Raw genomic sequence first — 22128 nt, 5'->3', positions numbered from 1 at the left:
TGGTGCGGATAGAGAGCAGCCGCACCTAAACACAACCATTGATATTATTAAATAAAATGCATATTTTTCGACACTACGTATCCCAATTTGTATCACAAAATGTAACGCACAAACGCACCACCAAACCCAATAATAATCATACAATCAAACTATATGATCTTTCTAGGGAAATGGTGGTTCCGGAGGGAGAGACTTACGCATTGATTTCATTACTCAAAAGCAAAGTTAGCCAAAGCGATATTCTCGCAATGCTTCATGTCGAGAGGCTAACCAAAAAACCGTGCTGATCAATCAAGACCAACACGGTTTCAATTATTTCCAATGCTTTAGTTTATGCGCGATCTGCACCAGCAACCACACAATACCCAAACTGGACAACCCCAACGAAAGCACTTTCTCAAGATGTGGAAGCCATAGCGGATTTGCCAGCGCCCCAGTCGCTATTGCCGTTGTTGCCCGTTCAACAACCTGATCCTTCATTACCAGCACCCCTGCCGTTTTCCATTTTGGTCATTACCTTCCACACGCTCAGCAGCTTGCCGGTCAACTTTTGTCAGTGCCACCAGCCCAACCGCTGAAAGATCATTCTTGCGCCAACCCGCGCAGCTGCTCACAGTCTGCGGATTGCACCCCGCGACGGCGAAGAGACTGAATGCAAAAATCATAGTCCGAAAGATTGCGTGTTTTCGCATCGTCTTTCACCCTCTCCCGTTCAGCACGGATATCACCCTGTAATTGCTGAATTGCGCTCTCTTGTCGCTGTTTGAACTTACCAAACTGAATAGCACTGGCGAGCACCAGAACGCCCACCAGCACCAAGGCAGCAATGATTTTAAGCCGCCCCAACATCAGAGCGCCTCAACAAGTTCGGTGATTTTGTCTTTCACCTGCTTCATGGTGAGGATGGAATAGATTGAGATCCCGATGATGCTGAGAACAATAACCATCTGCACCCGCCAATCAAATGCACCCATGAGTGCTGCAGGCGACATGGTGCCGATATAACTCCAAAACCATGCCCGCTTTGATTTCCAGACCGGCTTAGGCTTTTCAGGTTCAGGTGGCAGGCTTTCCACTTCCGGCTTTTCAGTAACCGGCACCTGTAAGCCGTTTCCAGCAGCTTTGGCCTTGCGCAAAACCGCTTCAATGGCCTCCGGCGTGACCAATGCTTTATTGAGCGAATCACCGGCATAATAAGACTGGCCGCGCTTGAGCTGCTGATGCTGCCCCTTAGTTGCTGCCAGCACCGGAAACGAAGCCCATTCCATTGCCAACCGTTTGCCAAACTCTGGCATGGTGATTTTGCCAGCCATGAACTCTTCATAGCCACGGCGCTTAAGCAGGTGATAACCGAGGCGATCTTGCAGATCGGGATTAAACATCTGCTTGCCGGACAAACGCAGCTCCCGCGCCAAATCTTGCAAGGTTTTGCGCATAAACTGATATCCACCAGAGGCAGAGGATTTAAACCGCCGCGTAAAATCGGCCTGCGCATCCACCAATTCACCAATCGTCATAGACGTGATCGGCTTTGACAGCTTGTTCTGGTTGTGACCATAGATGACATCATAAGACGCGCGATCAACCCGCCCAACCTCAGTCTTACGAATGAAGTCAAGCAGGATCGCCGCGCCGGTTGGCACGGTTTTATCCATTTGTGATTTTCCTATGAAAAAAGCCGTGTCGATTATATCCAATCAACTAACGGCAACAAAAACCGCCTCAGCGGCGGAGAAGAGAAAAAGCCTCAGATCAGGCCAGTCCTGCTGCATGAATGTAAGCAGCGATTTAGGCGTATTTCCGTCAAGTAACCACCTACCTACGTACCAACTATTTATCCACATTGCGGCTTTATGTAGCGATAATCAATAAAAACTCTTACATGAAATATAGTAAATGATTTTGAGAGTTTGATTATAGTTACGGACGGTGCACGTTGATTCCTAAAATGCTTGGCCATATATGGATTGGCCCATACTTACCACCAGAACAATGGATGAAGACGTGGACTGAAAAGCATCCGGACTGGGAATACAAAATATTTGACAATGCTTACTTGAATAGTCGCCGTTGGAGATTGCAAGAGCACATTGAAGAATACATGAGGCGAGGTGCGTACTCTGGTGTTGCCGATATGTTGCGCTACGAAATACTTTTGGAAGAAGGCGGTTTTATTGCACCTGCAGATTCAATTTGCCTAAACGCAGTCGACGATCTTTTTGTAGAAAATAAAGCATACACTGTATTTGAAAATGAATTTATCAGAGGGAACCTAAGGATGCCTTTTTTGGCATCTCCACCAAACAATACAGCTGTTGGCGCAATTATTGAGAAAATTCACTCACAAACGCCATCCAGATTGGGGCACGCCTATATCTCAACTGGCAATTACTTGGTCGGAAAAACTGCTCTTGAATATCCGGATGACACCATAACACTACCCTCTTACACATTTAATCCTAATCATAGTACCGGCATCAGTTATACAGGCACCGGTAAAATTTATGCTGAACAATTTTTTGCTACAGGCTCTAATCTGTATTCAAAAAAAACAGGCAATAGAATTCAAGATTTCCTTGAAAAACGCAGATCTAAAAAAAGAAAACGCGCTTTTTGGAAGGCAATTGAGAAAGCGCAGAATACAACATATGACGACCATGATCTTAACTTATTAAATCAAGAATAAACGAAACGATACTGTGTGACTTAAGTAAAATAAACCTTAGGTCACATAGCCCATCAAATTATTATAATTCATAACAATAAACGGGTAACGTTTTCATTGAGCGAAGATATTTCTCCCTGCCTGCTTATTATCACGCATAACTAAAGACTGCCGAACACAGCTGCCATTATCGGAATGATTGTGACTAGTTAAAACCTAAACTATCCATAGTTTGGTTTATGACTGAATACTGGTACGAACGCCGTGTCCACTAACTCGGCTTTACCCATGCTAGATACTCCTGCAAAAACATCTTATTAAAGGCCACAGCAGAGGCATAGAAAAGATGTTTATTTGCGAGGGCTTACATACCATAAAACTATTTATAGAACAGTGAAAACTCCTCATAATTAAGATAAGTAGCGTTTCAATCTCATAAAATAACTCAACTGTTTATATTCAAGTACATTCAATGGATGCGGATTTGTGGCATTTTTTTCAATAGCAAAAGTACCACGTGGTACGCCAGCATCCTCAATGATACGTCTTGGTATTGGTCGATCATAGGTCCCACCAACCATCCAAGGTTTCATTTCACAGCTATCAGACAAACGAAATACACTTTTTGGAAACTGCATGCCAATTGCAGGTACGGGGATAAATGCAAAGCCCTTATCCAGACGATACTCACCAATGCTTTTTTCATAAGACTTGGTTAATGGGAACCCAGCCTCACGCCATTCATTTCTAGCCCAAAACACATCACCATAAGTACCGCTGAAAAACAAACTATCTCCAATAACCTCGTCAAATGCCATTAATGCGACATTGTCACCAATGCCTTGTGTCGCCAGAAATATATGAAGCATTTCAATATATTCTTCATCCAACGCAGTAGTTAAATCTTTAATATCTTCACCCAAAGGATGTTGGCACTCTGTACAACTCAGCCCTAGCTTTTCTGCAATAGACTTACCACTATCCGACTGCCCCCCAACTGTAACATTAATTGTTGCAAACTGCTCAACTCCAGCTTTTGCACACAAGACTGATACAGCAGGGCTGTCATATCCACTGCTGATAGAGCTCATTGGTTTGAGCTTCCTTTCACGAAAGTTTGAACTTCCGTTACGAATAAGAGAAGCAATTACATCGTCTAGAAAATCAATGTATTCTTCATATGTACCAAATTTTTCCATTTTTATTCTTGGCAATATTGAGGCTGACAAACCACTCTTAAAAGAAAAATTATGGTACATTAGATTATAAAAAATATACCGCTCATCCTCATAGAGCTTAGGATTGTAATTAAACACCCCTCCAGATGTTATTCTATCATTTTCAACATGAGAAATATCAGAGATTTTCGCTGATAAATCAGCCATTTCATTCAGTGAAACAAGAGCAAGACATGATATTATTGAATTAGAAAACACCATAGATTTGTCTTGCTTGTCGAAGAGCATACAAATGCAATCCAAAGAATGACTTGGAGGAACAAAAATTATCTCATCATCAACAATTTTAACCCCACTACCATAAACATATGATGAATTGTCAAAATCAAATTTTGAATACTCACCATACCAAACACCTTCAAAGATTGCATTTTCTTGGCGCTCAACGCCCGCGCCATATTGTAAATGCACTTCACCGTTACTTTGGATGATAACTCGCCAGTTAGCTTTCGGCAGACGATCACAAATCGATAAATTTACATCACGAAAAATAGGGACGCTATCCACACCTTCAAGTGGCTTATTACCTACCTTATGCAGCCACTTAATAGCTTTTGCTCTATCAGCCTTACAGGATAAATCTAATAAAAAATCCCCTAAAAAGGCAACATTAAGCATGTACTTTTTAACAATTAAAAATCTTTTTCTTATTGATCTAGCTAGTTTAGATACTATCTTGAATTTCAAAATTAAGCCTCACCAACACAGATGAATCATCACAAATCTATAAAGTTCTTTAGATGTTTTACAAACAAGCTTCAATCTAATCCTAAGCTACCCATGCCGCATCAATTTCAGCAGGCGATTTATCAAACATAGCGCCGATCATATCGACATACGGGTCGGTACGACTGATATAGGTAGAAACTTCCCACGCATTGAGTGCCCTTTGACGCTCAATATCGAATGGGATTTCATTGATTTTCGTAGCCACCATATGCGGGAAAACTCCCATATCTGTAAGAATATCACGAAACTCACGTGGGGTTTTATCCGGCATTTGCGCCCGCAGTTCCTCGGCCGTTGGTTGCGGTGGCGAAACATAAACCCACTCACCATTTTGCAATACATGATTGATGCTCGGCTTTAACGGAACTTCGATAGTGCCTTCTGGGCAATCAGCTAACGAAAGACTGCCTCCTACAGTCTGCCAGTAACCACGAACAGGATGGTAAAAACCTTTATCCATTAACGTAACTCCACCCACGAGGTACCCCCACCAGTTGCTCGATAATAATGGTTATTCGGCACAACGGCATAAACTGAAAGATAAGAGGTTTGACTACCATAGCCAACTATTATCCATGAATAATTGTTACTTGATACTTCTAACGTTGCTGTCGCTGAGGTCAGCCTTACTCCAATCATTATAGGCTTTCCTGTTGTATTCTGATAAACTATCCCCATTGCTCTAGTTGGCTCTAGCCAACTCTGCCCTACACCAAGAAGTGGTAATTGTGCAGTTGTCTTACCTTCCAGTTTTGCACTGTCTTCCGCCACGCCGTCTGCGGGTAATTTGCTCTCAATTAACTGCTGCTGAGACGCGAACTTATTAGCAATAGCTCCACTCGCAACCATCTGTGCTTCGGACTTGTTGGCGACGTTGTCGAGATCTACATCAGCTTTCGTGATCCAGCCTTTTATCCACGCCTTAACAATGCCCCATGTCCATCGGCGCATGCTGGATGTGCCGCTTTTGACACCAGCCAGACTATCGGCATCAGATATTGATTGTTCACCTGCTGCAGCAGCTACCGCCGCCCCAACATTGGCAGTAGTAACACTGGCATCAGACCCGTGCAGACTTGCAATCCATTCTGCTTGTGTCCCTGTAAAACCTTCCTGCACCGCAATCTGATAAGCAGACAAACCATTAGCACCCGGCTTTCCTGCCCCAAACGGAATTGGCACAGACCAATCGCCAACAGCTCCCTGTCGGAAGTAGAGAGCCGCAGCATCCGTGGCCAAAAATGCAAAGCCAGCAGGTTGATTATTGTATAATGAGCGATCAGAAAGCAGCCCGATTGCATCCGGCTCAAAATCATTACCGGCCTCCCCCTGTTCACCAGGTCTGCCGTCCTTGCCGGTAAAGTAGATCGGTTGTGACCAATCACTGGCAGCCTCACTCAATTTTTGGAATACTGCAGAGCGAAGTTCACCTGCATCAATCACCATCACGCGATAGCCTGCAGGACGATCTGCATAAGCATCCAGCCCTGCACTATCAAACACAGTGGCATCCCATCCACCGGCAGAGCCACCGCCGAGCATATCTGTATCCATAAGCGACAATGCGCCAAAGCCGGTGAATACAGGGACAGCATTCGGCCGCCCTGCTAGTGTCGCAAAGGCATCAAGGTTGCCGGTGACCAGCAATTCCCTGACCATACGCATTGCGCCTTGCACACGGCTTCCATCCGGCTGATAGCGGATGCGCAATGGCTGATTAGCGCCTGCGGCACCGGCAGGACATGGTAGCATTAGCTGACCGGCATTCTGCCCTGTGATTTCAGCGATGATCAGAACCAAGCCTGTAGGCGTGATAATTTCATCACCTGCGGAGATAGCAGCCGTCTGCAATGCACTATTGGTCGTTGTAAAATCGGTACTACCGGCAATCAGTGTAATCGTGCCGACTTCCCAATCAGGTCGGATTGCCATGATGAACCTCCGCTGCTTCCGCAAGCTGCTCCTGCAGGTGCTCAATCTGTGCCTGCAATGTCTTTTCAGTTTCTTCAAAATTGGCAATACGCTGCTTTAAGGCCACGTTTTCTGAGGCAAGCAACAGATTGCGTTGACGTAAAACGCCAGCAAAAAATGCAGTTTCTTGCTGTTCGGCCAAAGGATGGATTTGAGGGATTGTCTGATCTGCAGACATGCGTTCTCCTCTCCACACAAGGTGGATTTCAAAACATTGAATGAAATATTTGAGAATTCAGCCGCCTATGGAATTCCAATAGACGTAATAGGTCACATAACGGGATGTGCCTGTGTGATTGTAGATCCGCATCGAGGACATATTGCTTTGAATACGAGCCTCAAACTGTGTTTGATAGGCAACCACATTGCCGGGCTTGAGCAGGATGAGTGCCGGTTGAGCATAGGTACGCCCAAAAGGAATAAGCACATTCGACCATGCCGGAACTTGTGCTGATCCTGTAATATAAGGCGCTGCAGTGCCGAGCTTTTCATGAATGATAAAATCATTCAGATCAGTGCTATCCACCGACTTTCCGGGCTTCGAGACACGGAACTTAAAGTCCGGTCCTTTCTGGATCAAAACACAGCCCTGCATCAGAACTTATCCCTGATTTTGAGCAGGAATACCGTGTAATTAAAGAAACAGTACTGCTGTTCTGTCCATCCGGCAAAGACAAGCTTATTATGAGCAATGCCAACAGCAGGCATCAGATCGCCCGTTGTGGAACTAGATGTCACTAGAGTGTACAGATCAGGCGGGAACTGAAACGGTTCACTACCTGAGGTCTTGAAACCCATAAAGGCCAAGGGAATATAGGGCAGTTCCGGAAAATTGACGGTAATATCATGCCGCCACAGGCCAAGTGATTGTCTGCTTGCAGATGACGCTATTGATCCTTGCGCCCAAATCTTGAGCATATCTGCAACCGAGGACATGAGATATGGCGCACCCTGCTCTACGGTTTTGCCAGCATGAGCAACGAAGATGCCCTGCTCACCTTCGTGATTACCAATTACGATTTTACCCGCCATGTCACATCGCCATAATCAAAAACATAAAATCTTCGCGGAAATGCCATTTACCGGCTTTGGAATAGCAGCGCGGTATCCTGATCTGGCTATTGCTCACGGTAATCTCGCCTGTACGATAATATTCGTCACCGAAATTGCGGTTACGTTTATCCGCACCAAACAAAACCATACCTTGATCGTGCCAGTAACGACTGTCCGAGAGTGGTATCAGCAGTACTGTCGGCACATAAGGCAGCGGTGTAAAATTGATCACCTGCACATTTGACCAATTCGTTGGTTCATTCCATGAGATACGTGGGTATGGCTTCTTATCTAACCGATAGTCCGCATTATCGACATGTAGACCAGCCTGAACAATGGTACCGGCAAACAGCCAATCGCTGTCGAATAGCTTATCGCCCTCCGGCAGCGAGGGATTTGACGCATCAAACCCCTCTTTGGCCACCACAAGTTTGGCTTCATCCATAAAGATTTCTGCATCCATTATCGGGATATCCTTAAATAGCCTTCGGCCAGATTGATCACGAATTTCCCGTCCGGAGAGCGCAACATACCGGATTCAATCTCACCGATACTGGCAACCTGCAAAGTCAGCCTGCCGTCAATGAAGGTCATCGGCACGGCACTGTTCACCCCATTGGTGACGATCCACTGATCTGCATTCATGACGATCCGACTGAGCAGTTGACTATCTGTGCCGGTAAAGGCTTCAAGCCACATGGCAGCCTGCGCAGTTTCCCCCATAGCTTCGACAAAGCTGCTGAAGGCTATGCGGTTCAATGCGCTGCCACTGGTTGCCTCACTGGTAATCCGGATAAGACCATCAGCGGAGAAATTGCCAACATTGACGCTCAGCTGTGTGATGGATTGTGCTTGCGCTTCAACCGTTTCACCAACTTCCTTAATTTCAGCGGTGAGCAGACTGACTGCCTTTGCCACATCCTCATCAACCTTAGCCTCCAGCGTCTCAATTCGAGTTGCTATTGCGCTGCCAGGTCCGACTGACACGGCCACCAATTCTGTATAACTGGCCGTCAGTCTCTGAGAGGTAACACTGGCCTCACGCCGCAATTGCTGGACTGCAAAGTAATTCCCCGCCTCCTGCTCAGCAGCCATTGCACCAATGCGGTCAAGCTCTTCCTGCACATACCGACTGGTCTCACCAAGTCCTGCCAGCACATCGCTGACATCCTTGTTGAGCTGCTCGATATTGATCGCATAGATATCCAACGGACCGAGACGGATATCATCGGTAATAACCTCAATCCAATCAGCCCAAATGAATTCCGTATTGCCATCATAGGTGCCGTATCGTGCCCGCACCTGATAGGACTGATTGGGCAGCAACAACATTCCAGGAGCAATGATCAGCGAAGCACGTGGCACCTCTTCGGTACGGCCAATATAGATCGTTTCCAGCGTTTCGGTTTTGCGAACTTCATACTGAACATAATCCACGGCATTGACCGCACCATCCCAAAACAACCTGATACCACAGCGCCGGTTGTTGCCATTGCTATCCTGCGCAACCGCAGGCAATGCGCCAAAGCTGATGATCGGCATCGGCTCAGGACGGATGATACCAACCGCACCATCAACCGGTGGCCGGAATTCGGAGCTGCTGTCCCAAGCATAATCCGATGGATCAACTTCGGTGATATCCACCAGCACATCCAGATTGCCCTTGTCAGACACCCCGTCAATGCGGAACATCTTGGCCTGATAGCCATTGCGCACAGACGACCAGACAACATATTCGCCCGGAGTGCAGAAAGCCCAAAAGCGTGGTGGCAGAACCAGTGTGTGACGACGTGCCCGCTGCGCCTCCAGCAAAGCGGATTTCATCAATCGCTGCACCTGCTCCGGATAGGGCACAAAGTCCAAAGGCACATCAGACATTAAGCGGCGATTGCCGTGTCTGGCCTCCAGATCAGTACGATAGAGCGGTGGTGCTGTGATTGTCACCCAACCATTAATTGGAGATGGGTGTGTCGCGCTGATGCCATTAATACTATCAGCCAGCCCGAAAAACGGCGTGAAGGTCTGCTCTTCTGTTGAGAGAATATCATCATCGGTAAAATCTATCACCGGTACATCCGGTGCACCGATATGGATTGCATAAGTGCCACCAACCTCGCTGATACGCCCCTGACAAGCGGTGAGAATAGCCTCAAGCGCAGTCGCAATCGGTGCATCAACCGGCAGTTCCCCACCAGAGCGATACATTGCCTCAAAGCCATATGCACCCTGCACTTGCTGACGGCATTTATTGATCTGCTTAATCCAACTTGCAGCAGGCAGACGCGATCCGGTTACACCCTGCAATCCGTAGAGCCATTTACTGCCGTACCGGATTTCGCGCAAAATATTGTAGGCCTGTACGGCAGGCAGATGATCACCATCTCCGCCCCACGTCGCCGGATCTGACCAACGCTGAGAACCATTACCACCAGCACTGCTATCCTTGGTGATATCGTAAAGCCTTGCGCCATCGACCTCGAACTTAAACGAGGGAATACCGGAGAACATATTCTTCGCAACCAGTGCGGTGATAATCACATAGGCAACACCACGGCCAACACGGTTGCTTGACCATTGCCGTTGATGATTGGAACAAGTACCGGTCAGGAATGTATCAGCTGCCGTCTGTGTACCATCATAGAATTTGATCCAGAGATTATCGCGCCCGTCTTTACGGTACTGCGCAACAGAATGCCCCCAGCCGGTATTGCTGCCACTCAGATCAACCTTCTCACTATTGACCCATACTCCGGTCAGCGCCTTTATCGGCAAGTCCGAGAGCGCAATGACCTGTGTCAGATAAGCGTTCTTGCTATCCCCATCCTGCCCCCATGTGTTTACCCAGACGAGAGAACCGGCGGTCGCAGTTTTACCAAGCAGGATTGAGCGCGGAACATCGCCCCCACCCTGAATGGTTGTATTAATGGAGAATGTCGGGTCTTTCGGTTTACCGGCCAGCGACTGCGCCAACAGGTTCAGGCCAATGCCAACAGCCGTTTTGAGCAAAGCACTGCCGATAATCCCAAGACTACCAACCCACGCGCCAACAGCCGTTACCGCGCTGGCGATAGCAGTAAAAAGAGCCATAATTTCCTCGTGGATTAAATTCTACAGGAGCGCTTTGAGATAATGCGTTTCTGCAAGCTGATAGCCGCGACGCAGATAAAGCGCTGAAACATCATTGGTTGCGAGTGCTGCCATGCCGACCGCGCTGCAGTTTTGTTCACGCGCCCATGTCTCATAAGCATCAAGCATCTTGATAGCACCCCGCCCACGCGCTTGCGGGGCGACATACCAGACTGTTTCCTTGGCATAGCGGCCAGCACCGAATGGATGCTCGAACCAGCCTGCCATTAACAACCCGTCCGGCTTGTCACCAATCACCAAAACACAAGTCTGCGGACTGGTATGGTGATAATCAAAAAGAGCAGAGGCATGGGCTGCGCTAAATGGGAATGTAAAACCCGCCGCCTCATGGCTTTCACGCAACAAGCGCAGGCAGGCCATTTTGTCAGAAGCAGTTGCATGCCGGATCATCAGAAAATCCCTAAGAATTTTTTGCGTTTCTTCTGCGTTGGTACCGATCCTTTGACCGAACCCCACCATACTTCCCATTCAGTGACCGTGGCACTGTCATCATAAAAACCGTCATTCAGATCACGGACTTTCTGATAGGCAGCACTGCGTGTCTCTGCATTGGAGCGGGTTACTTCCTGTGTGTGGCTGGCACAGGTGAAGGTGACCGATCCCTCCTCATTCTCAGAAGGCGTGGTGACATCAATCGTATCCACGAACCCGACGAAACGGGCAACGGCAGGCGCCACCATCAATCGTGTGTCCTGATCAAACAACCCGCGATAGATTTCTACCCGCGCCTGCTGGCAATCATAATCACGGACAATCCGCTCGATTTCCGTGTGGATCTGCGAGGCTTGAATAGTCGCATTTTGTACTGAGAGATTAGCAATCAGCGGAATATCACTAATACCAACCAGACTATCCATGCCGTAGAACGTGCGTGTCTGCGTGATACCGGTATCAGGCTCGATGACTTCGGCCTCTATATTGAAAACGTCAGACCAAATGCCCTCAGTGACCGAGGCACCGGTATCGCGCCGCTTTGCCACAAACCAGACAAAGTCACGCGCAACCAGCCTGCGCTGTTCAAGCGCAAGCTGGATCTCAGCTGAAACGTAACGCATGATTATCTGCTTTCAATCGCCTGAAAAGTGATAGTACCGCGTCCGGTACCGGCATCTGCCGTTGTCGATAACGTGGCTGGAACAATAATCATAGGCACCGATGGCCGAACCAATACAACAGTGTTGCCGACAGCTGTGCCAGGTGCCAGATGCGGTCGAACCTCAACACCACCATCCAGACCGACAATCTGATAGAGATGTCGGCCAATCTGGACATAGTCGCCGATGCTGGATTTATAATCAGCAGGAGCGCCGTTTAAGGTAACGACTTTATTCAGAGTGATCCTAGCAACAGTCACTGCGGAAACATCACCAAGCCCACGACCGTTCGGATGAGCAATAGGATAACAACGGCTCATAGGTCGCCCCATAAACCGCTGCAAACTCCCCTCAAGACTGTTCAGCTTTGCCCGCCACATATCCAATGTATTAGGACTGAGAACGCGCGACTGAAAAGCCGCTTTCCAGAGTGGTGTACCCATATCCTTGGCGATGGTAGTACCACCCGCAGTACGACTAAGTTCCTGCCGTTGAAGCAGATCAAACTCAGTTGACCAGCCCGGAAAGCCAGTGAGAATATCTAAAGGATATGTAACAGCCACTTAGAACCTCACATTAGATTTCTGAGCTTTGCGTACAGATTGAATGACGTGCGAAGGGATATCGGCTTTGAGTTTAGCCAGTTGCTGTTCAACTCTAGCCAAACCGGCAGAGTCAGCACCCTTTGCATCGATTTGAATGGATACCGGAGCCGTGACAGATCCGGCATTACTTTTCATCTGGCTAACATCAGGTGTACGAGGCATCGGGATTGAAGGCATAGCCGGTGTCCCAACATATCCGCCATTTGCATAGCCTTTGAGATTGCGGCGCAGAGCCTCAAGGTTACCTACCCCTGCCTTGGCAGTTGCCTGCTTATCAAAAACAAATTCGCCGCCGTGCACGATACCTTTGGCTTCATACTTTCCACCATCACCGGTGTATCCACCCTCAGCAAAACCGATGGCTTTCATGACGCCCGTTAGCCAACCACCTGATTGCGTAGCACCAGTGCCGCCCATAAAAGCGGTAAATGCACTATTCAGAAGTAACTCACTCAACTTTTTCAGAAGGCCACTAAGAGCATCTTTGAAAGAATTTGCACCGGTTACCAGACCGACGAAGCCAGACCGCATGCTGTCTGAAAACTGCTGCGCAGCATTCTCGGCATTATTCTGAGCCTCTTGCACCTTGCGCAATTCATCAGCCTGATTGGCATAAGCTTCAGACACAGCATTGATTGCACTGACCTGAGAAGGTGAAAGCTTGATGCTATCCAGATCTGTCACACCTTTTTGCCGTGCCTCTTCACGAAGGCGCTGCAAAACTGACTGCTCAAGATCCAGCGCCATCATGCGCTTTTCCTGCTCCACATATGTCAGGCCGGTCACCCGCGCCTCTTCGGCCAGTGCTGCCGTGCGATCCTTAACCTGCTGGATTTCAGCAGCAAAGAAATCCTCACCGGTCTTTTTATGCTTTTCGCGTTTTGGTTTTTTGCCTTCACCAGTGCGGGATTTCTCACCATCCAATTGTGCTTGTGCAATTCGCCGGATTGCATCTTCGGTCAGCTCAACACCATCTTTGAGCGATTTGGCCTTTACGGCCGCAATCTTCTCCTCGAGGGCATACTGGTCTTTGCCGAGTTTTGACTTGCGAATGGCGTCTTGCTCATAGGCTTTACGCTGGGCAACGATGACCTCTCCCTCATTGCGGGAGGTCTGATATTGTTTATAAGCATCAACCGTTTTGGAATTGATACCCGCATTGGCAAGCGCTGCATTCGCTTCCTTAGATTTGGCGATGACAACGCCCAGCTTAGCGATTGCCGCATCCATGGTGGAGAGAAAACCGGCAAGATTTGGCAAGTCTTGGCCAATCTTTGCCAATGCCACTCGGGCATCATCCGCACCATCTTCGGTCGCGGTTAACTTATCAACCAACTCTTCGAGTGCTTTTTGCTGGGCTGCAGTAATTTGATCCTGCTCAGCCAAAGTAGAAAGCTGATCACGAAGTTCTATAACTTCCTGCTTAGCCTCCACCAGTCCGGGCATTTCCCCAAAGCTAACTGCAGCAGCCTCACCCGCAGCGATCACATCAATAGTGCGAAGTAGCTCATTAGCTAGATCAACAACCGGCTGACTAATGTCCGTGTTTTTAAGCGCTTCCAAGCGCTGTTTTGCTTCGTCTGCGAGTATGAAAGTATCGCGGAACTCATTAGCAATATTAGCAATTTCTTTACGACCATCTTTATCTTCAGTTGATAGTGAAAACTGACCTTGAAGACTCCACAACGCTCTCATTGCACGATCAGCAATAGATCCAAGCTCATCACCTTGACCGCCGAATAAGCCGCCACCATTGCGCAACCGATCCAGCTCTTCACTGATAGCCTTTAACTTGCGTCTTTTGTCGGCATCAGACAGTTCCTCAATTGATACAGCTGCCGCATCAACATCCTCTGCAGCCTGTTTGGCCAGCAAACCCATATTTTCAAGTTCACGCTGGAAGGTCTTAGATTTTTCTGCAGCATCAGCGGAGGCTATTCCGTAATTGACCAGCGAGCCAACAACCGCTCCACCGATAATTAAACCAAGTGGACCGGCTGCAGCACTCAGACCAGTCATTGCCGTGGCCATACCGCCAAGGGTACGAGCTGCAGAAAGCATGCTAATGAATTTTTTCAGTTCTGCCGTGCTCAGCGCAAGCTTCGCGATCATGCCGGTAAGTGACCGGCCAACGAGAGCACCAGCAATAACTGCGGCCACCTGCAGGCCTGTATCAGCAACCTTATCGAAATTATCGGCGATGATAATCAGCGCCTCTGCAACTTTGGCAGAAATACCGGTCGCAGTGTCTGCATTACCAACATACTGTAGCATGGCATTGTTGAGCAGCTGGAAACCATCACTAATAGTGGCTGGCATGCTCTCAGCTTCTTTACGAAGCGTTGCCATCTGGCTGGACAGAGCCGTGACGATATCACGACCGGTGATCTTGCTCTCAGCACCAAGTTTACGCAGACCACTGACCGAGGTGCCAAGCCCTGCCGCCAGAGCCTCAGCAACACGGCCACCAGTGGAGATCACAGTATTCAGATTGTCGCCCTGCAGCTTGCCCAAGGCCATGGCCTTCGACAAAGCATCAATTACACGGGCAGCCTTGTCACCTTTGGCTCCGGACACCACGAGCGCATTATTGAGCGCCTCAGTATAATCCAGAGCCTGATCGGTGCTGTAGCCCAGGTCTTTGATGGCCGTGGAATTGCTCAGATAGCTTTCTGTTGTTTGTTCAAGACCGGAATAGGTCATCCGAGCCATTTCGCCCAGACGCCCCATAACCTCCACGCCCTTGGCCTGACTACCAGCAGCAATATTGACGCGACTGGACAGATCCGACCATGTGTCTGCCAGCTGCGCCAGCTCACGTGTACCGAGAGCCGCACCGATACCGGCCATAGGCGTGATCAGGCTTCGAGCCATATTCTTGCCAAAGCCGTCGAGTTTCTTACTGGTCTGCAGCCACGTGCTTTCCATAAGACGTGCGGATTTAGCGCTGATCCCATTGATCTGCTGCAAATCACGCATAAACGGCTTCATCTCCATGCGAAGGGTCGCACGCAGTTCCTCAAGAGTAACGGCCATGTCAGTATCTCAATTTGAAGGAAAAAGCTGCAATCCCCCGCAGCTTTTTAAATCTGCCGCGAGGTGATGTTGTTCATTTTTTGCAGCATTGCATGATGCTCCTCCAATGAAGGAGGTGCGGTCTCTTCGGTTCCACCGTTGGCTTTAACAAAGCCGTCAACACAGGCAGCAAATTCCCATAGGGTCATTGCATCAATTTGCTGCGGGCTGAAATGCATTGCAGCACCGGCAGCATAATATGCCGAGAAGATTATGCGCTCATTTGAGCTGTCGTCTCTGTCTCGGCTTCCGGCTTTCCCACCGAATCATCCGGATCGCCGATGACTGCATGAAGCAGCACCTCAGCAGCCAGACTGATATTTTCTGCCAATGGTCTGGCATCAACATATGTGGCAACCAGCAAATAGGCATCCGATGGTGTCATACCGCCGCCGATAAGCCCAAGCCGGATCGTCTCACGGACATCATCAACCCGCCAATCCCCACCGATATTGCGGAACATGCCATAGAGATTTAGATCCGCAATGAAATCCGGATCTGCAATGCCCTGCACATATTGATCAGGCTGGGGCTGTTTACGATCTTTAGCCTGCGGCTGATGAGACATGAGCCGAGCCAAAATAGTGGAAACACCCGCATCACAAGTGCCCTGCAATTCCCGCAGAGCACCGATATCAAGACGGAAGTCTCGCACCTGACCAGCAAAAGGCTTCTTAATATACTTGGTCATGATCAGCCTTTAAGTTGCTGGTACCCACTTGACTTCGCCGGTACTCTGCAGAGCCACCGTAGCCGTAACATAGCCCTTACCTTCCTTGTTCACGCCAAGGCTGGTCATGACATATGCCCCTTCAAAATACCCGCCGCCCTGCTGGGATGTCAGGCCATCCAGCAGCACACGTACCTTGAAATCCTGACCGGCCAGCATCAGAGTACGCAATACGCCATAGGAAACAGGATCCATTGTACCGGCACCGTTGATGCCTGCAGACAGGGTATCAACCGCACGCAGAACCCAGTTTGGTGCGTTTGGATCTTCACAGTTCGGCTCAGTGCCGTCTGTGGTAGTTGCCTCAAGGGTAAAATCCTGCGTGGTGTTGATCGTACAGGAGTTCTTAAACTCCTCCACGGCAGCGCCATCACCGAACTGAATAAGCAGTTTCCGTGTTGTTGCCATGACATATCTCCATGAGTTATCGCGCCCGAAATGAGCGTGGCAAAAGTTAAATTGTGAAAATGAAATCAGAGGATCGGCTGTGTCTCTGTGATCAGAGTGATCCGCGCCCGCGAAATGACCCCGCCATCACGCGAAAAAGCGATATTATCAACGCGCATACGATCCACGGTGTGACCAATGATTGTCAGATCCTGCTCATGCAAGCGCATTCGGATCTGACCGGCTATGGTCTTAACCTCAACATATCCCTGACTGTCAGACCAAACATCTATCTGATGACTGTATTCTGACCGGTCAAAACACTCCTCATCTATCGGCACCAAACTGCCGGATCCGATAGTGATATAAGGATATGAAGCCGTGATAGTCCCGTTCTGATCAACCGGCGGGATATCATAAACGCCGTTTCCGGCTGCTGTATTCAGATCTTTAAGCGCAGTAACTATTGCCGCCTGCAATTCAAGTGCTGGATCTGTCATGATTTGCTAGCCAGACTTTTGAGGGAGCGCTTAACACCCGCCCGAACGCGCCGCATTGCCCGCTTTTTCCGCGCACGATAGCCCGGCCAAAAGAACGGATTAGCCTGCATTTTTTCGGTGCCGTATTCCTGTCCCAGCGCATAATCATATTTAGGGGAATTCCCCTTTTTCGATTTACGCACTGTGACTGTCGTTGCCTCACCACCCGCAAGAATCTGCACTCCAACCTCACCATCTGGCAAAGGTTCTGTACGGATGGAACCGCGCAAAACACCATCATCCTGCGGTGCAAGAGATCGTTGCAACATATTGATTTCGCGTCCGGCCAACATCAAATCGGCCTGCGCACGCGGCTTTACTGCATCCGGCACTTTAGCAATCTTGCGCATCAGATTTTGAAAGCCATTCACTTTCATAGCCATGGATCACCCCTCCTGCACGACGAGGAAATCAAGAAACTGATCGCGCTCATCGACATTAGAAACAGATTTGATATCGAAAATACGCTTAGGCGTAACGCCATCAGCTTTCATACCAGCACGGGCATCATAAGCACGCCATGCCGGTGTGACTTCGCGTGAAGCCTTCGAGGAGCGAACCGTAAGAATGTAAGGCTGCTTGCCTTGCAAACGTGCTGCCACAACCTCCTCACTCCCGAGACGTGGTTGAAGCCGCGCCCGACACTCAAAGACCGTTTTCCACTCACCAAGAGCATTGCCATAACGGTCGCTTTTCTGTGTATCGGTCACGATCTCTTTTTTGCGCTGAAAAGCAACTTTAGAGCGTAGGTCACCAGCACTATTGACTGTCATGACCCACCATCGCTTCCAGCTCAGATTTTGAAGGTGTTTTAATACGCTCTGCACGTTTAAGCTCAATTGCTTCCCGCGCACACCGTGTCGTGACGCTGAGTTTCATTCCAGCTTTGTAAGCCTTGGTCACACCGTGCCGAACGCGGAAATCGAAGTCCTGAGTAAATCGAACCCAAGCCATATCAGCACCGCCTTCTTATAATTATGCCAGATGCTGCGATCTAAACCCGCATCACTCTGTATGGATCTATGAGCTTTGCCGCTGCAGCTGGAATACCAGATCTCTTATCTTCGCGATCATCATAGAGGTCTTCGACAACCAGAAGTGCCGCCACTCTAAAAACGGAAGCTTGAGCATCCGGCACTAGCTCAATATTGCAATATTGGAGAACAGCTTTTTCGGCAGCCGGCATATAGACTTTGAGCAACTCATCATCGTCGTCAAAATCAATTTTGAGGTGCTGCTTCACACCTTCCAATGATAACAGCGACTCAAGCGGCGAAGTATCCTGCTCACTCATCCGTATGCTCCGACACCGGATTGTTACCTGCCTGCAGTGCCTTAGCGACGGCCTGCTGACCAGTGAGAGACGGATCGTTCATCTCTACAAGGTCTTGCGGAGCTGCCTTAACAGCCTCAGTGTCAACAATTTTACCGTCATTGGCATCGTCTGCCGTTTTCTTCGGATTTGCCATGGAACTGACCTCGCATGAATTTGGGCGACGGTGTACACCGCCGCCTCAGGCGCTAAATGACCGGAAAGGTTATGGAGTTGGCTTGCCGATTTTCAGGGCACGCATTGGCTCAGGGTTATGCACACCACCACCAACACGCTTGGTGGTATAGAAATGCACAAACGGCTTATTGGTGAACGGATCACGCAGAACGCGAATACCAATACGATCAACAATCAGGTAAGTGGCATCCATATCGCCATACAGTACCGAGATTGCATCGGCTTCAGGCTTAGGCATATCTGCCAGCTCAACAATCTGCTCGCCAGCCAGTGTTGCAGGCTGTCCGAGTGCGTAGGATGGTTGCCAGAGGTAATTACCCTGCCCGTCTTTCAGCTTACGCATCGCAGACTGCGACTGGCGGCTTGTAAAGATTTTAGCATTCGCACGGAATTCAGCAGGCAGGTCGTAGATCAGATCAATAAGACCATCAGCTGTAAAGCCAGCGTCTGCACCGCTCAGCACAGTTTTGATAGCACCGAAAGGATGGCGGGCAGCATTTGCTGCACCTTCCACATAGGTCAGAATACCATGCGGTTTGTTTGTACCATTGCCGGAAACAAACGCGATACCTTCCTGACGAGCAAACTCAGCCTGCACTTCATCTGCCAGCCATGCCTCAAGATTGATCGCAGCATCATCAAGTAACTGCTGTGAAATCGCCGGATTGGCGTAGATTTCGCCAAGAGGGAAATCGAGTGTACCGATTTTTGGAGTGCTGGTTTCTGCTCGTGCGGCAGTTTCACCAACCCAGCCAGAACCGATAGCACGGTCATTGAACAACTTTTTGAAACCAGCAGAAGTAATCGAGATAATGCGCGCATGAGAACGGATCGGCGAGACTTCTTTCAGTTTATTGGTAATCGTGCGATCCCATTCAACTGGTGCAAGATAGCCACCATCGGTATCAGTGCCTTTACTCATACTGGCCTGCACATCGCCTTTACGCATATGCGCTTTAAAAGCGTTCACGTATTCAGGATCCGCAGGCAGATCACCGATCACATTCTGATTGATACCGGCAGCAGCAACCTGTGCATTGAGGCCATCAATCGCAGACTGGAAATTACCAACAGAAGCATCAATACGGGCGATGCGTTCATTCAGAACAGTATCATCAACTTTGCTTTTCATCTTTTCATCGATAGATGCACGCAATTCAGTGACTGCAGTCTGCACAGCCGCAATCATTGCCTTTGGATCACTATTATCAGCCTTAATGGTATGGCCGATAATTGCACGTGGAGTGGTGAGCGCTGTGGCAGAGGCAAGCGACATCATGGAGACGTTTTTCATTCTCATGGTTCCTTTAAAATGTATCGGGATATTTGTTGATTTACAAAGGCCGCTGCAGCTCAGCGAGCAATTCGGCCAAACCGAAAAAGTCACCTGCTGATGCAGCAGGCTGGATCAGATCCGCACCAGATGAATTACCGGTACGAAGTTTTTCAATTCTCTCCCGCGCCTCAGCACGGGTATTGCCAGATGAAACCAGTGAAAGTTCCATAGCCCGCAGATCATTAAAGCCACGGTCTGCCGCTTGCGCAGCAGCATCTGTTTTCATGGCTTCTGCTGATAAAAGATTATTGGCAAAGCCGCGCTCAATAGCCTGAGAGCCTGACATATAGGTTTCGGCATCCATCCATTTCGCAATATCAGCAGTGCTTTGACCGGAGCGAGCAGCATATAAATCAATCATCGCCTGATCGAACGGAGCCAGATAATCAGCTGTTTCTTGCAGATCATGCCGGTTACCCATGGCCATAACCCAGCAATTATGGATCATGATGAAGGATGCTGCACCAATCTGGATATCATCACCGGCCATAGCGATGATGGAAGCCGCAGAAGCAGCCATTCCCATTACTTTAACAGTGATTGGCTGTGAGTGTTCACGCAAAACATTATAGATTGCGATGCCCTCAAACATATCACCACCGGCAGAATTGATCTGCACCTCCACCGGACGATTGCCAATAGCCCTGAGCTGTGCTGTAACTTTTTTGGCCGTAACACCGCCACCAGTCCAAAAATCCTCACCAATCACGTCAAACATGGCGATGACATTATCCCCGCGCTCTACCGCACGGATCCCAGCTGCATCTTGCGCCCACTTATCGTAGACCTGCGGCTTAGTCAGTGCGGAGATTTCGCGATTAGCTGGCAATGGCAAGGCTTTGTGACGCTGGCTGGCATAAATGCGCTTATGGCTCATCGTCTTTAGCTCCGTTTTTTGTTCCTGAGAAATTCATCATCGCCCCCTTGCTCACTGTGTCACCACCTTCAACACGCGGCATATCCTGCAGATCACGCGCTTCATTTTGCGTCATCCAACCGGCAGCACCACCTGCGCCAAGCGCTTTGGCGAAGAAGTCAGCCTGATCTTTGATAGAACCACGCAGCAAAGCGCCCGCATTATATTTGGCTGAAAGGCTGTCTTTTTCGGCATCCGTCAAAAGTGATCGCTCAACAGCCTGCTGCCATGCCTCGAACCATGCGCCCAAGGCATATTGAACAAAGAAACGTCCAAGAGCCTCAATGCCGGTTCCCCAAGCAGTCTCATCAACACCCAAGAGCGGTCGCGGTACACCGGTGACACGAGCAACCTCTTCAACCTGCATCTTACGAAGCTCAAGCATCTGGGCATCGCGTGCAGACGAGGAAACTCCAGTAAAATCCATCCCCTCTTCAAGGATCAGATTTTTACCGGCATTCTCTGCACCCTCTTTTTCAGCAAGACTAGCTTTCAATCGTTCAAAAGCTTCTGGCGACAGTTTGCCCGGATGCTTCAAAGCACCACCGATAAAACTGCCGTTTTTGAATAAACGTCCTGCAGCTAACTCAGCACTGATTGCCAGCCCCAAGGCATCCCGCGCTTGTTTGACCAAAGACAGACCATTCAGCCCATCTAGAGAAACACCGCGCAAATGAAAGATATCCTCAGGCTTAAAAGTCCGGTGCTGACCTTGCTGTGTCTGGTAGTTGTAAACGATCGACCAATCCGGATTTTGCTTCACTTCCATCTTTGCCGGATCCAACGGCACAAGTTGCCTGATCACGGGTTTACCGGTGCGAATATCAAAGGAGCGGATGATCAATGCAAAGGCATTACCGTAAACCAATGCCCGCAACTGCATCAGTGATCGAAAATCAAAAGCCGTCTGCCAGCTATTCGGTTCTCGATGCAGCAATCGATACAATGGATGATCCGTAGCCTTTTGCTTGGTATCATCATGAATGAGCTGCAACGGCAGCATACCAATAGAGCTGGCAATCAATGTTACTGCACGAAACAAAGCAGTATTACGCATAGCTGTTTCGACTGTCACCGATGCTCCGGTTATTGATTCCACACCAGTTCTGAAAAACTCAAGAACCTGCGGATCA

Annotated in this window: 28 protein-coding genes; 1 reads left to right on the top strand and 27 read right to left on the bottom strand. The window is 48.8% G+C overall.

Features of this window, described 5'->3' with window-relative positions:
* Nucleotides 1-312: 312 nt before the first annotated feature.
* The 3 genes from DFR47_RS21935 to DFR47_RS20785 all read right to left on the bottom strand — a co-directional run bounded on the left by DFR47_RS21935 (nucleotide 313) and on the right by DFR47_RS20785 (nucleotide 1655).
* Nucleotides 313-480: a hypothetical protein gene (locus tag DFR47_RS21935; RefSeq protein ID WP_170137594.1), complete on the bottom strand. Its 168-nt coding sequence runs from the start codon at nucleotides 478-480 to the stop codon at nucleotides 313-315.
* Nucleotides 481-582: 102 nt separating this feature from the next.
* Nucleotides 583-849, bottom strand: coding sequence for a hypothetical protein (locus DFR47_RS20790; protein ID WP_113946430.1), 267 nt, complete (start codon nucleotides 847-849; stop codon nucleotides 583-585).
* Nucleotides 849-1655: a lysozyme family protein gene (locus tag DFR47_RS20785; RefSeq protein ID WP_113946429.1), complete on the bottom strand. Its 807-nt coding sequence runs from the start codon at nucleotides 1653-1655 to the stop codon at nucleotides 849-851. Before DFR47_RS20785 ends, DFR47_RS20790 begins: the two co-directional genes overlap by 1 nt.
* Before the next feature lie 341 nt (nucleotides 1656-1996).
* Between DFR47_RS20785 and DFR47_RS20780 the strand changes: the two genes are divergently transcribed.
* Nucleotides 1997-2686, top strand: coding sequence for a glycosyltransferase family 32 protein (locus DFR47_RS20780; protein WP_147245695.1), 690 nt, complete (start codon nucleotides 1997-1999; stop codon nucleotides 2684-2686).
* A 389-nt stretch (nucleotides 2687-3075) separates the two neighbouring features.
* On the opposite strand, the gene DFR47_RS20775 is transcribed toward DFR47_RS20780, so the two are convergent.
* From DFR47_RS20775 to DFR47_RS20665, 24 genes are all read right to left on the bottom strand, one after another.
* A complete protein-coding gene (locus DFR47_RS20775) occupies nucleotides 3076-4590 on the bottom strand; it encodes a hypothetical protein (protein WP_113946427.1) in 1515 nt (504 codons plus the stop codon).
* An 82-nt stretch (nucleotides 4591-4672) separates the two neighbouring features.
* Entirely contained in the window at nucleotides 4673-5092 is a 420-nt protein-coding gene (locus DFR47_RS20770) for a hypothetical protein (RefSeq protein WP_113946426.1), read from the bottom strand.
* On the bottom strand, nucleotides 5092-6564 hold the full coding sequence (locus DFR47_RS20765; protein ID WP_113946425.1) for a hypothetical protein: 1473 nt from the start codon (nucleotides 6562-6564) through the stop codon (nucleotides 5092-5094). The genes DFR47_RS20770 and DFR47_RS20765 overlap by 1 nt, the downstream gene beginning before the upstream one ends.
* Nucleotides 6548-6781 (bottom strand): hypothetical protein, encoded by a 234-nt coding sequence (locus DFR47_RS20760; RefSeq protein WP_113946424.1) that lies wholly within the window; start codon nucleotides 6779-6781, stop codon nucleotides 6548-6550. Before DFR47_RS20760 ends, DFR47_RS20765 begins: the two co-directional genes overlap by 17 nt.
* Before the next feature lie 57 nt (nucleotides 6782-6838).
* A complete protein-coding gene (locus tag DFR47_RS20755) occupies nucleotides 6839-7129 on the bottom strand; it encodes a hypothetical protein (protein WP_147245693.1) in 291 nt (96 codons plus the stop codon).
* A 68-nt stretch (nucleotides 7130-7197) separates the two neighbouring features.
* On the bottom strand, nucleotides 7198-7635 hold the full coding sequence (locus tag DFR47_RS20750; RefSeq protein WP_113946422.1) for a hypothetical protein: 438 nt from the start codon (nucleotides 7633-7635) through the stop codon (nucleotides 7198-7200).
* Nucleotide 7636: 1 nt separating this feature from the next.
* Nucleotides 7637-8119 (bottom strand): hypothetical protein, encoded by a 483-nt coding sequence (locus tag DFR47_RS20745; protein ID WP_113946421.1) that lies wholly within the window; start codon nucleotides 8117-8119, stop codon nucleotides 7637-7639.
* Nucleotides 8119-10743 carry a phage tail protein gene (locus DFR47_RS20740; protein ID WP_113946420.1) on the bottom strand — a complete coding sequence of 875 codons (2625 nt, stop codon included), beginning with the start codon at nucleotides 10741-10743 and terminating at the stop codon, nucleotides 8119-8121. The genes DFR47_RS20745 and DFR47_RS20740 overlap by 1 nt, the downstream gene beginning before the upstream one ends.
* A gap of 21 nt (nucleotides 10744-10764) precedes the next feature.
* Nucleotides 10765-11193, bottom strand: a complete 429-nt coding sequence (locus tag DFR47_RS20735) for a GNAT family N-acetyltransferase (RefSeq protein WP_245416668.1) — start codon at nucleotides 11191-11193, stop codon at nucleotides 10765-10767.
* Complete coding sequence (locus DFR47_RS20730) at nucleotides 11193-11858, bottom strand: hypothetical protein (RefSeq protein ID WP_113946419.1); 666 nt, start codon at nucleotides 11856-11858, stop codon at nucleotides 11193-11195. The genes DFR47_RS20735 and DFR47_RS20730 overlap by 1 nt, the downstream gene beginning before the upstream one ends.
* 2 nt (nucleotides 11859-11860) lie before the next feature.
* Complete coding sequence (locus DFR47_RS20725) at nucleotides 11861-12460, bottom strand: hypothetical protein (protein ID WP_113946418.1); 600 nt, start codon at nucleotides 12458-12460, stop codon at nucleotides 11861-11863.
* On the bottom strand, nucleotides 12461-15538 hold the full coding sequence (locus DFR47_RS20720) for a tape measure protein (protein WP_113946417.1): 3078 nt from the start codon (nucleotides 15536-15538) through the stop codon (nucleotides 12461-12463).
* A gap of 47 nt (nucleotides 15539-15585) precedes the next feature.
* On the bottom strand, nucleotides 15586-15756 hold the full coding sequence (locus DFR47_RS21930; RefSeq protein ID WP_170137593.1) for a hypothetical protein: 171 nt from the start codon (nucleotides 15754-15756) through the stop codon (nucleotides 15586-15588).
* Between the two features lie 32 nt (nucleotides 15757-15788).
* Nucleotides 15789-16268, bottom strand: a complete 480-nt coding sequence (locus DFR47_RS20715; RefSeq protein WP_113946416.1) for a gene transfer agent family protein — start codon at nucleotides 16266-16268, stop codon at nucleotides 15789-15791.
* Nucleotides 16269-16277: 9 nt separating this feature from the next.
* A complete protein-coding gene (locus tag DFR47_RS20710; protein WP_113946415.1) occupies nucleotides 16278-16715 on the bottom strand; it encodes a phage tail tube protein in 438 nt (145 codons plus the stop codon).
* 65 nt (nucleotides 16716-16780) lie between these two features.
* Nucleotides 16781-17194, bottom strand: a complete 414-nt coding sequence (locus tag DFR47_RS20705; RefSeq protein ID WP_113946414.1) for a DUF3168 domain-containing protein — start codon at nucleotides 17192-17194, stop codon at nucleotides 16781-16783.
* Nucleotides 17191-17616, bottom strand: coding sequence for an HK97-gp10 family putative phage morphogenesis protein (locus tag DFR47_RS20700; RefSeq protein ID WP_113946413.1), 426 nt, complete (start codon nucleotides 17614-17616; stop codon nucleotides 17191-17193). The genes DFR47_RS20705 and DFR47_RS20700 overlap by 4 nt, the downstream gene beginning before the upstream one ends.
* Nucleotides 17617-17619: 3 nt before the next feature.
* Entirely contained in the window at nucleotides 17620-18006 is a 387-nt protein-coding gene (locus DFR47_RS20695) for a head-tail adaptor protein (protein WP_113946412.1), read from the bottom strand.
* A complete protein-coding gene (locus DFR47_RS20690; protein ID WP_113946411.1) occupies nucleotides 17993-18187 on the bottom strand; it encodes a hypothetical protein in 195 nt (64 codons plus the stop codon). The genes DFR47_RS20695 and DFR47_RS20690 overlap by 14 nt, the downstream gene beginning before the upstream one ends.
* Nucleotides 18188-18227: 40 nt before the next feature.
* Nucleotides 18228-18527 (bottom strand): head-tail connector protein, encoded by a 300-nt coding sequence (locus tag DFR47_RS20685; protein WP_113946410.1) that lies wholly within the window; start codon nucleotides 18525-18527, stop codon nucleotides 18228-18230.
* Entirely contained in the window at nucleotides 18520-18702 is a 183-nt protein-coding gene (locus DFR47_RS20680) for a hypothetical protein (protein WP_113946409.1), read from the bottom strand. The genes DFR47_RS20685 and DFR47_RS20680 overlap by 8 nt, the downstream gene beginning before the upstream one ends.
* A gap of 69 nt (nucleotides 18703-18771) precedes the next feature.
* Nucleotides 18772-20037 (bottom strand): phage major capsid protein, encoded by a 1266-nt coding sequence (locus DFR47_RS20675; protein ID WP_113946408.1) that lies wholly within the window; start codon nucleotides 20035-20037, stop codon nucleotides 18772-18774.
* A 40-nt stretch (nucleotides 20038-20077) separates the two neighbouring features.
* On the bottom strand, nucleotides 20078-20956 hold the full coding sequence (locus DFR47_RS20670) for a head maturation protease, ClpP-related (RefSeq protein WP_113946407.1): 879 nt from the start codon (nucleotides 20954-20956) through the stop codon (nucleotides 20078-20080).
* Complete coding sequence (locus DFR47_RS20665; RefSeq protein ID WP_245416667.1) at nucleotides 20946-22070, bottom strand: phage portal protein; 1125 nt, start codon at nucleotides 22068-22070, stop codon at nucleotides 20946-20948. The genes DFR47_RS20670 and DFR47_RS20665 overlap by 11 nt, the downstream gene beginning before the upstream one ends.
* Nucleotides 22071-22128 lie beyond the last annotated feature (58 nt).

Origin of the sequence: Pseudochrobactrum asaccharolyticum (assembly GCF_003314995.1) — a bacterium.
In the GTDB taxonomy this organism is placed as follows: Bacteria; Pseudomonadota; Alphaproteobacteria; order Rhizobiales; family Rhizobiaceae; genus Pseudochrobactrum; species Pseudochrobactrum asaccharolyticum.
The sequence above is the reverse complement of the archived record's forward strand: the minus strand, read 5'-3'. Positions and strand labels throughout refer to the sequence as shown.